Annotated in this window: 13 protein-coding genes; all 13 read right to left on the minus strand. The window is 63.1% G+C overall.

The genetic code is table 11. The features are described from left to right. Positions 1-282 precede the first annotated feature (282 nt). The gene (gene rpoN / locus DCO57_RS15970; RefSeq protein WP_116699908.1) at positions 283-1821 is read right to left on the minus strand and encodes an RNA polymerase factor sigma-54; all 1539 of its coding nucleotides are present in this window, start codon (positions 1819-1821) and stop codon (positions 283-285) included. A 94-nt stretch (positions 1822-1915) separates the two neighbouring features. Further along, a complete protein-coding gene (lptB, locus tag DCO57_RS15975; protein WP_244287958.1) occupies positions 1916-2668 on the minus strand; it encodes an LPS export ABC transporter ATP-binding protein in 753 nt (250 codons plus the stop codon). A 115-nt stretch (positions 2669-2783) separates the two neighbouring features. Continuing rightward, positions 2784-3350, minus strand: a complete 567-nt coding sequence (locus tag DCO57_RS15980; protein ID WP_116699910.1) for an LptA/OstA family protein — start codon at positions 3348-3350, stop codon at positions 2784-2786. Continuing rightward, complete coding sequence (gene lptC, locus DCO57_RS15985; RefSeq protein ID WP_208977982.1) at positions 3347-4015, minus strand: LPS export ABC transporter periplasmic protein LptC; 669 nt, start codon at positions 4013-4015, stop codon at positions 3347-3349. Before lptC ends, DCO57_RS15980 begins: the two co-directional genes overlap by 4 nt. A gap of 58 nt (positions 4016-4073) precedes the next feature. Continuing rightward, on the minus strand, positions 4074-4694 hold the full coding sequence (locus DCO57_RS15990; protein ID WP_116699911.1) for a ribonuclease H-like domain-containing protein: 621 nt from the start codon (positions 4692-4694) through the stop codon (positions 4074-4076). Positions 4695-4826: 132 nt separating this feature from the next. After that, a complete protein-coding gene (locus tag DCO57_RS15995; RefSeq protein WP_165814755.1) occupies positions 4827-5282 on the minus strand; it encodes a cytochrome c in 456 nt (151 codons plus the stop codon). 16 nt (positions 5283-5298) lie between these two features. After that, a complete protein-coding gene (locus tag DCO57_RS16000; RefSeq protein WP_116699913.1) occupies positions 5299-5733 on the minus strand; it encodes a c-type cytochrome in 435 nt (144 codons plus the stop codon). After that, positions 5733-6152 (minus strand): Cu(I)-responsive transcriptional regulator, encoded by a 420-nt coding sequence (cueR, locus tag DCO57_RS16005; RefSeq protein ID WP_116699914.1) that lies wholly within the window; start codon positions 6150-6152, stop codon positions 5733-5735. The genes DCO57_RS16000 and cueR overlap by 1 nt, the downstream gene beginning before the upstream one ends. Positions 6153-6177: 25 nt before the next feature. Beyond that, positions 6178-8535 carry a heavy metal translocating P-type ATPase gene (locus DCO57_RS16010; RefSeq protein WP_116699915.1) on the minus strand — a complete coding sequence of 786 codons (2358 nt, stop codon included), beginning with the start codon at positions 8533-8535 and terminating at the stop codon, positions 6178-6180. A gap of 196 nt (positions 8536-8731) precedes the next feature. Further along, entirely contained in the window at positions 8732-9328 is a 597-nt protein-coding gene (locus DCO57_RS16015; protein WP_116699916.1) for an NAD(P)H-dependent oxidoreductase, read from the minus strand. Between the two features lie 60 nt (positions 9329-9388). Further along, a complete protein-coding gene (locus DCO57_RS16020; RefSeq protein WP_116699917.1) occupies positions 9389-10795 on the minus strand; it encodes an FAD-binding oxidoreductase in 1407 nt (468 codons plus the stop codon). Positions 10796-10797: 2 nt separating this feature from the next. Beyond that, a complete protein-coding gene (locus tag DCO57_RS16025; RefSeq protein WP_116699918.1) occupies positions 10798-12129 on the minus strand; it encodes a cytosine deaminase in 1332 nt (443 codons plus the stop codon). After that, on the minus strand, positions 12130-13008 hold the full coding sequence (locus DCO57_RS16030; protein ID WP_116699919.1) for an ABC transporter permease: 879 nt from the start codon (positions 13006-13008) through the stop codon (positions 12130-12132). Positions 13009-13043 lie beyond the last annotated feature (35 nt).

The raw sequence follows: 13043 nt of genomic DNA on the forward strand, positions 1-13043 counted from the left end.
CACCGGCGTCTGCGCCGGTGTCGAAACGCGATACGTTTCAAGCTTACAGAATGGACCAGTCAGCGCGGAAGCGCCATCCCCTGTTTACGTTACGAGGGCGGTCCTATAATTGCGCCTGTACGAAGAGTCAAACGATTATGAGAAATGCGGAACCCCGCCCGCGCCATGGAACGGAATCCCTGGCGTGTTTCAGGGGACATCCGTGAAATTGGTGGAAAACCGCAAGATTGGACACCGGAGGCTCCCAACGCCCGGCTGTGCGCGAACCGGATGCGCCCGACGCTAGATTCGGGAGTTCTTCTCCCGGCGGCGTTGCACGGACGAGCCGATCTTCATGGCCTCACGGTATTTTGCGACCGTCCGGCGCGCGATGTCGATGCCATCGTCCTTCAGGATCTTGACGATCGTGTCGTCGGACAGGATCGCCTTCGGATCTTCGGCTTCGATCATCTGCCTGATTCTGTGCCGCACGGATTCCGCCGAATGGGCGTCGCCACCGCCTGCCGTCGCCGAAATGGACGAGGAAAAGAAATATTTCAGTTCGTAGATGCCGCGCGGCGTGGCCATGTACTTGTTGGATGTCACCCGGCTGACCGTGGATTCATGCATGCTGATGGCTTCGGCGATGGTTTTCAGGTTCAGCGGCCGCAGGTGCGCGATGCCGTGGGTCAGGAAGCCGTCCTGCTGCCGGACGATCTCCGTGGAGACCTTCAGGATGGTCCGGGCACGCTGATCCAGGCTCTTGGCGAGCCAGTTGGCGGTCTGCAGCGATTCGGTGAGATATTCCTTTTCCGTATCGTTGCGCGCCGTCTTGATGACCCGGGCGAAATAGGTCTGATTGACGAGCACCCTGGGCAGGGTGTCCGAATTGAGCTCCACCGCCCAGCCGCCGTCATTGGCGGGACGCACGAACACATCGGGCACCATGGGCTGCACGAGGGACGAGCCGAACACGCTGCCGGGTTTGGGGTCGAGGGCGCGGATCTCGGCGATCATCTCCATGAGATCCTCGTCGTCCACACCGCAGGTTTTGCGCAACGTCGCCAGGTCCCGTCTGGCAAGCAGTTCGATATTGTCGATCAGGGCTTCCATTGCCGGATCGAAACGGTTCTTGTCGATCAGCTGAAGCTTCAGGCATTCGGCCAGATTGCGCGCAAAGACACCGGCCGGCTCGAAGGTCTGAAGCACGCCAAGCACCTGCTCCACACGGCCGATGTCGACACCGAGCTGCTCCGCCGCCTCTTCAAGGTCGACATAGAGATAACCGTTCTCGTCGAGAGAGTTGATCAGGTGGCTGCCAATCAGCTTGTCCACAGCATCGCTCAGGGCCAGATGCATCTGCTCTTCCAGCCAGGCGCAAAGCGACATTTCCTCGGCAACGAAGGCCTCGAGATTGTAATCGTCCGACGCGCTGCCGCTGGAAACATTCTTGTAGCTGTCACCGGCCTTGAGAAGGGCGGGGTCGGGCGAGGCGGGAACGCCCGGCTCATCGGGAAACACATTGCCCAGATCCGTGTCCATCCGCGCCGCGATGGCCTCTGAACCGGTTTCCAGGTCGCTTTGCAGCCAATCGCTCGAAACAGGCTCGTCGCCGGCGGACGCTGTGGCGTCCGCCTCCTCTCCACCGCGGTCGGGCGCGCTGCCGGCGTCACCATCCTCCCCTTCGGTCTTTTCAAGAAGCGGATTGCGTTCCAGTTCGGCTTCGACATAGGCAACAAGGTCGAGATTGGACATCTGCAGCAGCTTGATCGCCTGCATCAATTGCGGCGTCATGATCAGCGACTGGCTCTGCCGCATCTCCAGCTTTGTCGAAATGGCCATCAATTACCCGGGCGCCGTTTGAGTGAAAGGCGGTTGGTCTGCTTTTTGCTTATCGATTATTCACAGACCTTACAGCCTAGTCGGCCGCCTGTCATCAAAGCGTAAATCGTTCTCCCAGATACAATCGCCGCACATCCGGGTTCGTGACGATTTCCTGCGGCAGGCCTTCGGTGAGAACCTCGCCGGAGGCGATGATATAGGCCCGGTCGATCAGGCCCAGGGTCTCGCGCACATTGTGATCGGTGATCAGAACGCCGATGCCGCGCTGGGTCAGGTGGCGCACGAGCTGCTGGATGTCGCCGACGGCGATCGGGTCGATACCGGCAAAGGGTTCGTCGAGCAGCATGAAGGACGGACGACTTGCCAGTGCGCGGGCAATTTCCACCCGGCGGCGTTCACCGCCGGAAAGTGAGATGCTCGGCGCCTTGCGCAGATGGGTCAGGCCGAATTCCGCGAGAAGCGAATCGAGTTCCTCCCGGCGCTTCTGACGGTTGGGTTCGATCACCTCCAGAACGGCGCGGATGTTTTCCTCCACCGTCAGGCCACGGAAGATGGACGCTTCCTGGGGCAGATATCCGATCCCCAGGCGGGCGCGCCGGTACATGGGCATGCGGGTGATGTCGAAGCCGTCCAGGAAGATCTTGCCCTGATCCGGGCGGATCAGACCGGTGATCATGTAGAAGGTCGTCGTCTTGCCGGCGCCGTTCGGCCCCAGAAGACCGACGGCCTCGCCCGGTTTCACGGACAGGCTGACATATTTCACCACCTGGCGGCGGCCATAGGTCTTGCCTATGCCCTCGACGACCAGCGCTCGGGACAGATCTTCCTGCGGCCCGTTAGAATCCATGGGGGTTATCTTCACCGATGCGTCGTCCATCCGATATTTGCCGCAGTTTCCCTGGAGATCAGGAATTCGCTCCCGGAACAACCCGCGTGCATTCCGACGCAGGCTGGTTCAGGGCTCAGTTGCTGTTTTCCACGCTGTTGGGCTGAATGCGGACCTTCACACGGCCGCCACTGGTGCCGGATACGCCTCCCTGCCCGGCCGTCAGATTCGCCTGACCGGTCTTCAGGTTGACGGTCAGCTTCTTGCCGACCACCACATTGGGACCCTGGCTGAGCACAACCTCCTTGCCGGTCATCACCATGAATTCCCGGTTCATGTCGAAGCTGGCTTCATCCCCCTTGGCCGTCTGGTCCTTGGAGGAAATGAAGACGCCGCCAGCGGCTTCCAGACGGGAGATCTTCTGCTGGACCGCCCCTTCCGGCTGGCTTTCGCCATCCCCGGCATAAAAGACTTTCAGACGCTGGGTCTTGAGGCTGGTTTCCCCCTGGACGACGACCACATCGCCGACAAAGGTCGCGGTGTTGTTGCCATCCTCCACACGAAGCTCGCCCGCCTCGATCTCGATCGGTTCGCCCTCGTTCGAACCGAACCCGGCGAAGGCATCGGAAAAGGTCTGTGCCTGCGCCGAGCCGATAAACAGGACCGCCGCAGACGCTATGAATACGCGTTTGAAAAATGTCATTGCTCACCGTCCTTCGAAACCGGATTGATGGTCATCTTGATGCCATCGGAAAATCTGACGAGACCCTTGTTCTTGTCATAGGAAAGTCTGCCTGCAGCAACATGCCCCTGATCCGAGCGGATTGAAACCGGCTCCGACGTGGTCAGGGCGCCGTTGGTCAAATCAATCTGCACTTCTTTCAGGTCCACCTTGTAGCCTTCACTCCAGTCGAGCTGAATACCCTCATAGAGACGCAGGGTTTCGGCCGCATTGTTGTAGATCCCCCGGAGCGCGACGATCTCGGCGCTCTGGTCCGGGCTCAACACGATGTCCGCGCGGATCGTCTCCAGATCGATGATGCGCGGATCGCTCAGGCGCTGAATGGCGCGCCGCGCGGTGACCCTGTAGGAGCGCTCGCCGTCATGTCCCGACAGCTCCGGCTGATCCATGACCAGACCCTCGCTTGTCAGCATCATGTTCGAGGCGCCGAATCCACTCAGGATGTTGAACACTATCACAAGGCCGGCCATGCCGGCGAAAATCAGCAAGCCCGTCAGGGGAAAGACCCAGCGCAGGATACGCACCAGCAGACTGTGCCGGCGCGCAGCCTTCTGTGCCCGGCTCTGCGGTCCGCGCTGCGGCCGTCTGGGAGCCGCGCCTCCCGCATGTTCGCTGACTACGCTCAACAAGATCTCCGAAAACCAAAGGATCGAGGGGACGGGGAATTGACACCGCCGGACAAATTCACGAATGGGCGAAGATGTCCGTTTCGTCCCATCCCTTCAGATCGAGCTCTGCACGGACCGGCAGGAACTCGAAGCACGCCTTTGCGATATGTTCCCGCCCTTCCCGGGCGAGCATGAATTCCAGTTTTTCCTTCAGCGCATGCAGATACAGCACGTCAGATGCTGCATATGCGAGCTGCGCATCGGACAGTGTTTCTGCCGCCCAGTCCGAACTCTGCTGCTGCTTGGACAATTCCACGCCCAGCAATTCACGCGAAATGTCCTTCAGACCATGCCGGTCGGTGTAGGTGCGCACCAGTTTCGAAGCGATCTTCGTGCACCACACCGGCGATACTTCGATGTTCAGATAGTGCCGCAACACGGCAACATCAAACCGTGCGAAGTGAAAAATCTTGGGTTTGGAAGGATCCGTCATGAGCGCGGCCAGATTGGGCGCGTCTTTCTGGCCGCGGGCGATCTGCACCACATCGGCCGATCCGTCGCCCGGAGACAGCTGTACGACGCACAGCCGGTCGCGATGCGGATTGAGGCCGAGGGTCTCTGAATCGACCGCCACCGCGCTTGCCGTCTCGTAGGCTTTCAGATCTGGGAGGTCGCCCTTGTGGTAGCGGATGGTCATGTCGCGTCGTCTCCTGTTTCCGGTTCGCGCCCAGCGCTGGATCAACCGAAGAATTTGATCGTCTGGTAGAACATGGCGCCGAATGTGGCAAGCTAATTGCCGTCGCGGCCGGCACGGCATCCGGCTGGAACCCTACTTTCTGACACGGAATTCCTGATGGCAGGCCTTGCAGGTCCCGGCGAGGTCGCCGAACGCACCTGCCAGAGCCTGCCTGTCCGCCCCCTGTTCGGCCATCGTCTTCAGCACAAGCGCCGAGGATTTCAGATCGCCGGCATATTGCCGGAAGGTCGTCCAGTTGCTCCAGATGGCGGGACTGGCTTCGCTTTGCGGCTGCAGGCTGCCTTCCGGGAAAAGATCCGTCAGTGCCTTTCCGCCATGCCCGGCGATCACATTGCCGGCCTCGACCGCCACGCCCGGATCGTAGGAGCCGCCCTTGAGCATGCGGCCCACGGCTTTCATCTTCCCGCCGATCTCCGACATGGCATCCATGCGTTCCTTGACGATGCCTGTCGCACCGCCGTGGGCGAAGGCACCGCCCGCACCTGCCAGCACCGCAACCACAAACACTCCGATCCGTCCGTTCCGCATTCCGTTTTTCGCTCCTTCAGTGAATTCCATTCGCACGCTGAAGCGTGCGGACATAGGCGACTATCTTTTCAACATCCGGTTCGCTGACATTCTCGACGGGCGGCATGTCCCCGAACGGCCAGTGATGGGCGCGCACGCCCCGCGTGGCAGCCAGATGGAAAGCCCCGTCCCCGTGATGACCCGGTTCGTAGATCCTGTGCACGAGCGGCGGACCGAAGCCATCCCGGCCAGCGGCATTTTCGCCGTGGCAACCGGCGCAGTTTTCTTCAAACAAGGCCCCGCCCGCACGTGCTTCAGCACTCAGTCCGGGCACCGTGACCGCAACGAGAGCGGTGCCCTCCGCCGTCGGCCGGCCTGCATGCTCCGTCCGCTCCGAGATCAGCCCCCAGATCAGGACGCCGAGCACAATCAGGGACAGAGCCGCTGTCACGAGCAGGAAAATCCGTTGCATCAGTGCCGCCCGCCTTCCTGTCCACCCTCACGCCGCCGCCCGGACAGATCGTCCATGATCGGGCACTCCGGCCGGTCGTCTCCGTGGCATGCTTCCGCCATGTCCAGAAGAACCCGCCTGAGCGATTTCAATTCCTCGATCTTGCGGTCCACTTCCTCTATTTTCTGGCGCGTGATGGCTTTGACATCCGCGCTTGCCCGGTTCGTGTCCTCGTAAAGGGACAGGAGATCGCGGCATTCCTCGATCGAGAAGCCCAGGCTACGCGACCGCTGCAGGAATTTCAGGCGCTCCAGATCCGTTGCCGAAAAGTCGCGGTAACCGTTCGCGCCCCGCAGGGGGCGGACCAGACCGATCTCCTCGTAGTAGCGGATCGTCTTGACAGGAAGCCGGCTCTGCCGGGACGCTGTTCCGATATTCATCTGTCCACCTGTACCACGATCCCTGCTAAAGCCTCAGCCTGCGCAAACGCAGCGCGTTGCTGATCACCGACACGGAGGAAAGGCTCATGGCGGCCGCGGCCAGCATGGGCGACAGCAGCAGGCCGAAGACCGGGTAGAGAATCCCGGCGGCAACCGGAACGCCGACCGTGTTGTAGATGAAGGCAAAAAAGAGGTTCTGGCGGATGTTGCGCACCGTGACGCGCGCCAGTTTGCGGGCCCGCACGATGCCCTCCAGATCGCCCTTGAGCAACGTCATGCCGGCGCTTTCCACGGCCACATCCGCGCCGGTGCCCATGGCAAGGCCGACATCGGCGGCGGCGAGCGCCGGCGCGTCGTTGACGCCGTCCCCCGCCATGGCGACCGTGCGGCCGGCGGCCTTGAGATCCTCGATCAGCTTCTGCTTGCCTTCCGGCAACACGCCGGCGCGCACTTCGTCGATTCCGAGTGCCTGGGCGACCGCCTGCGCGGTGCGCGGTGCATCGCCGGTCGCCATGACGATGCTGATGCCATCGCGATGCAAGGCATTGATCGCGGCCCTTGCATTCGGCTTGATCGGGTCGGCCACGGCAACCAGCCCCTTCAACGCCGCCTGCCCGTCCGTCACCGTGACCAGATACATGACCGTCCTGCCGAGTTCGGACAGTTCTTCCGCCCGGCCTTCGACCACGGAGAGATCCGCCCCGCTTTCCGCCGCGAAGGCCGCATTGCCGAAAAGCACTTCATCCTCGCCGACCCGTGCCCTGACGCCCTTGCCGGTCACCGCTTCGAAACCGGCAGCCTCCGCAAGCGGGACGGACCTTCTGTCCGCCTCGGAGAGAATGGCTTCCGCAAGCGGATGTTCGGAACCCTTTTCCAGTGCTCCGGCGAGGGCGAGAAGATCTTCCTCCGACACGCCTTGCGCAGGCACGAGGTCGCTGACCGCCGGCTTTCCCTCGGTCAGGGTTCCGGTCTTGTCGACCACGATTGTGTCCACCGAGGCGAGCCGTTCCAGGCTCTCCGCGGTCCTGATCAGCACACCGGCCTGGGCACCGCGCCCCGTCGCCGTCATGATCGACATCGGGGTTGCCAGTCCCAGGGCGCAGGGGCAGGCGATGATCAGCACGGAGACGGCGGCAATGATCGCATGCACCAGGGACGGGCTCGGGCCGACAAGCAGCCAGACGACGAAGGCCAGAACCGCGACGCCGACCACGGTGGGAACGAAGTAGCCTGCCACGCGGTCGGCGAGCCCCTGGATCGGAGCACGCGAGCGCTGCGCGGAGGCGACCATGTCGACGATTTTCGCGAGCATCGTGTCCGCACCGACCAGTTCGGCCTGCATGACGAAGGTTCCGGTCCTGTTGAGCGTGCCGCCGGTGGCCCTGTCGCCACTGCCCTTTTCCACCGGGAGCGGCTCGCCCGTCACCAGACTTTCATCGATCGACGACGCCCCCTCCAGAACCACCCCGTCCACCGGTACCGCCTCGCCGGGCCGGACCCTCAGCCTGTCGCCGGCCAGCACGTTTTCCAGAGGCGCGTCATATTCGTCGCCGTCCGGAGTGATGCGGCGGGCCATCTTCGGCGTCAGATCGAGAAGCGCCCGGATGGCATCCCCGGTCCGTTCGCGGGCGTTCAGCTCGAGCACCTGGCCGACGAAGACCAGCGCGACGATCACCGCAGCCGCCTCGAAATAGACCGGCATGTGACCGTTGGCGTCCTTCAGCGCCTCCGGAAACAGGAAAGGCAGGAAGGCGGCCACCATGGAATAGAGATAGGCCGCGCCGACGCCGATCATGATCAGCGTCCACATGTTGAAATTGCGGGTGACCAGAGAGGTCCAGCCACGCCTGAAGAACGGCAGCGCCGCCCAGAGCACGACAGGCGTCGCCAGAAGGGCTTCCAGATAGATCGCGACCCCTTCGCCGATCCAGCTGCGTACGGGCACGCCGATCATCGGCCCCATGGTCAGGACCAGCAGCGGAACGGAGGCCAGCGCGCTGACCCACAGGCGGCGGGTGAAATCGATCAGTTCGTGATTGGGTTCGTCGGAAACGCCGCTTGCCGGCTCCAGCGCCATGCCACAGATCGGGCAGGTGCCGGGCCCCTCCTGAACGATTTCGGGGTCCATCGGGCAGGTGTAGATCGCGCCTTTCGCAGCGCCCTCCGCATCCATCGCCTTCTTGCGGGCGGCGTTTCCGGACAGGTAGAAATAGGGATCCCTGCCGAACTTGCCGTGGCAGCCCGAACTGCAGAAATGATAATCCTTGCCCTTGTAATTCAGGGTCGGCTTGCCCGTGCCGGGGGTGACGGACATGCCGCAGACCGGGTCGATCGCTGTTTCGGCTGCCGCTGTCCGGCCGGATGTGACTGCTGTTTCCTGCATTTCGAACTCTCACCTTGGGGCACTGCCCCCAGACTTAGAGTCTCCAGTTACTGGAAGGTCAAGGCATAACGGACGGGGAACCGCCGCAGTTTCCTGCAGCACATTCACGGTGCCGGACCGCCGCAGACAGCGCGGCATGCCTCACCGCGGACCGGAAACGGCCCGTCGGAGCGCGCATGCGCATCGCGCTCCGGACTTATTTCGCCAGGAACGCCGCGACCTTGTGTCCGACCTTGCGCAGGTATTTTTCCCGGCTTTCCCGGGTCGAGCTGTCCATCTTGTAGTGGGCCAGATAGAGCGTCCGGCAGCCGGGACGGCAGAGAATTCCGATGCCGCGCAGGATCGTCTTGCGCCCGGGTTCGCCGATCAGCTTGGAGAGCCACCAGCTGGCGCCGCAGGTGGTGACCACCGCGATACGCCTGACATGCTGCATTTTCGGTCGCGCCCCATGGGTTGCCGTCGGCATCTGGAAGGTCTCATGGGGCACCCACACCCGCTCCAGCCAGCCCTTCAGCATCGCCGGCAGGCCGAACCACCAGGTGGGATAGACGAAGACCATCGCCTCGCACCACATGATGTCCGCAAGGTCGTCGGCAACCGGAACGGTGTTGGCCTGCGGCGTGTGATAGCCGCGCCGCTCCTCCGCGCTCATGACCGGATCGAAGCCCCGGGCATAGAGATCCGAGAGACGGACCTCGTGCCCCTGCCCTTCCAGGGTCTCCACCACCTTGCTGCAAAGAGCGGCGTTGAAACTTTCCTTGCAGGGGTGGCTGAAAACCACAAGAACGCGCATGGGTCTGGCCTTTGCGACACGTCGTTTAACACTCCCGCCGGTTTCCGGCGGCATGGATCGTCAGGCCTGCTGCAGGCCTGGAAACAGGAAAACCTGGTCGCCGGAAAAATCGTAATCCGGATTTTCCCAGGCGATCATCTTGCCCGGATTGAGCAGCCCCTTGGGGTCCGCCTGCTTCTTGAAGGCGAGCTGCACGGCGTCGGTACGTTTCATGCCGCCTTCTTCCAGGGTGTAGCGGTGCGGATTGAAGATCGGACAGCCGTTGTCCTCATGCAGACGGATGATCTCGTTGAGCCGCGCTTCGCTTGAATAGCGGATGATCGGCAGGCCGAAGCAGGTGATGTTGCCGTCGAAACGGACATATTCCAGATGCGAAGGCGCTTCGTCACCGAACATTTCGTGCATGCCGCGCACGCGTTTGATCTGGTCGGGGAAGGGATAGAGCACCTGCAGATAGGTGATCGTCGGATCGACGCGGAGTCCGCGCAGGGTGGTGTGGTTCCAGGCCAGCTCATAGGTCGGCGGCAGGCGGGTCCTGTCGTCCTCGCTGGCTAGGTCGGAGCGGTAAAGCACCTCGGCCCGGGACTGCCTGGCGACGAACGCCTCGAAAGCGGGCATCGCGAAGGGCGCCACCATCAGCACGGCGACCGACTGGTCCCGGCGGATGAATTTCCTGTGGCGCAGGAAATAGTCATGGGGCACGGGCGCGGCGATGGGGGCGATGTTCTTCACCAGCAGCCCGTCGAGATGGGCCAGGTCATCGGAAAAGACGGCCGCGTCCATGAAATCGTCGAAGCCGACCAGCACGTCGACCCAGTCGTAACCGGCGGTCAGAGGCATTTCCACCTCGGTGATCACGCCGTTGGTGCCATAGGCATGCATGACCTTCTGCAGGTCGTCGCCGGTCATTTCCAGAACCTGTGGCTCGGCCTCCATGGTGATGACGCGCAGGCGGATGACATTGCCCAGGTCGCGCAAGCCGCCCCAGTTGATCGACCCGACCCCACCCGACCCGCCGGCGATGAACCCGCCGATGGTGGCCGTGCGGTAGGTGGAGGGATGCATGCGCAATTCCTGGTTCGAATGGGCGCGCGTCGCCGCATCGATGTCGGCCAGGATGGCGCCTGCCTCGGCGACGACGGAGCCCGGGCGGATCTCCTTCACCGCCGTCATCTCCGACAGGTTCAGCACCACGCCTCCGGACAGAGGCATGGCCTGGCCGTAATTGCCGGTGCCGGCGCCGCGCGTCGTCACCGGAACATCGGCGGCGTAGCAGGCCTTGAGGACCCGGATGACCTCGTCCTCGGTTTTCGGAGTCACCACCAGATCGCCGGTGACCTCCTCCAGCTGCGCCTTGAGCACAGGCGAATACCAGAAGAAATCGCGGCTCTTCTGCCTGACGATCTGCGGGTTGTCCTCAATCTGCAATCCGTCGAGGTCGGCTTTCAGGGCGGCGATGGCGTTCATGGTCAGACTTGCCTTTGCTGCATCAGGGGATCGAGCTCGCGGTAGTCGGGCAAGGTGCTGTCGATGCTGTAACCGGCGCGGACAACCTCGCGCGGGCCACAGGGCCTCGAGAGCAGCTCGTTCCAGTCGCGCGCCCGGAAGAGGACCAGATCGGCAGGCGCCCCCGGGCGCAGCCGTCCGTGCGGTACATTCATGATATCCGCCGGGACCCCGGTCACCGTGCCGATCCAGTCCGCGATCGGATGATCCAGATGCAGGATGCGGGTGGCCTGGGTATAGACCTCGACAAGATCCAGATCGCCATAGGCATAGAAGGGATCGCGGGTGTTGTCGGAGGCGACCGCCACCGGAATGCCGCGCGCGCGCATCTCGTGCAGCAGCGTGACACCCCGCCGGCGCGGCGTGCGCCCCGCCTGCCTGTCCTGCAGATACATGTTGCACATGGGAAGGGAGACGATGGCGATCCCTGCCCTGGCGACAAGGTCCAGCGTTTTGGCTGCCTCGGCCTCGTCATGAACCGACAGGGAGCAGCAGTGGCCGCAGACGATCCGTCCCTGGAACCCGGTGCGGATGGCGGTTTCGGCGATATGGCGCAGGCTGACGGCGGCCGGATCCAAGGTTTCGTCGACATGGAAATCGACATCAAGACCGCGCTCCATCGCCGCGCGGAAGACCGCTTCCAGAAGCCGGTCGAGACCGGGCACCATATAGGTGACCGCGCCCAGAACGCCGCCGGCGGTCGCGACCCGGTCGGCGATGCATTCGAGATAACTGCGGCCGTCCTCCATCAGACGGTCGATGCCGAAGAGACATACGCCCTGAAGATCGATGCGGCCGGCCCATTCGTCGCGGATCTCCTCGAACAGAGGCCAGGTGACCGCATCCTGCGGCGGCAGGCTGTCGAGATGAGTACGGATGGCCGAGGTTCCATGGGCATAGGCGGATTTGAGCGCGAATTCCATACGGGCGCGCAGGTCCTGCGCCGTCCAGTTGGCGGTCCTGTCGTCGCCGACGGCCTGGAGAGCGCCCTGGAACGTGCCGTCCGGATTGGCCTTGCGCGGCCAGATGTGCCCCTTGTCGAGATGGGTGTGCAGGTCGACCAGCGTCGGCAGGACCAGCCCGCCATCGAGATCGAACACGCCGTGCAGGCCTGCCGGAGTGCCGGCAGGCAGGATGCGCACCAGTTTTCCGTCCGCGATTTCCAGGTCGGCGGCGATCAGGTCGCCGGGGTCCTGCACGGCCGGCCCGTCCTGTCCCGCAATGAGGCAGGCGGGAATCGTCGCGTTTTTCAGGTAGCCGGATCCATGCAGACCGGCCGTCAGGATGCGGCCCATTCAGACCTCCCGCTTCAGGGCGCTTTCGTGCCACTTTCTCAGGATCAGATGCGCCAGCAGGTTCATGGTCAGGAAGATGAGGATACCGGTGACGGAGATCATCAGGAGGGCGGCGAACATGCGCGGCATGTTGAGCCGGTAGCTGGATTCCAGGATCTGGTTGGCCAGGCCCGAACCGGACCCCGCCGAGCCGGCGACGAATTCGGCAACGATCGCGCCGATGAGCGACAGGCCGCCGGCGATCTTCAGACCGGCAAGAAAATAGGGCATGGCGGCCGGAAGGCGCAGATAGCGCAGGGTCTGCCAGCGGCTGGCACCGTAGAGCTGGAAAAGGTTGCGCAGATTGTGATCGGCCGAGTTGAGACCCAGAACCGTGTTGGACAGGATCGGGAAGAAGGCCACGATCCAGGCGCAGATCAGCAGGCTGGCGGACAGGGAATCCACATAGATCAGGATCAGCGGCGCGATGGCGATGATCGGCGTGACCTGGAGGATGACGGCGAAGGGAAAGAAGGAAATCTCGATCCATTTCGACTGGGTGAACAGCACCGCCAGGCCGAGGCCGCCGGCGGTGGCGACGAACAGCGCGCCGAAGGTGATCTTCAGCGTATTGAGCAGGGCCACGGACAGGATCGGCCAGTCGGCGAGCAGCGTCTGGAACACGAGGGCGGGTTTGGGCAGGATGTAATGGGGAATTTCGTTCCAGGTGCAGATCCTGTCCCACAGCCAGACCGACACGACGACGATGACGATGGGGATGACCCATCTGCCGACGGACTCGATCCTGGCGGCGCGGACGCGTTTGAGTTCTTCCGCGTCAAGCGGCGCGGCAGCTGTTTCTCCGGCCGGATCGGCCTTGCCGGTCAGCGCGACGGTCATGACTTTTCCCTTTTGCGGTAGCCAGCGCGGGCGGT

It is taken from the genome of Labrenzia sp. 011 (assembly GCF_003075075.1).
In the GTDB taxonomy this organism is placed as follows: Bacteria; Pseudomonadota; Alphaproteobacteria; order Rhizobiales; family Stappiaceae; genus Roseibium.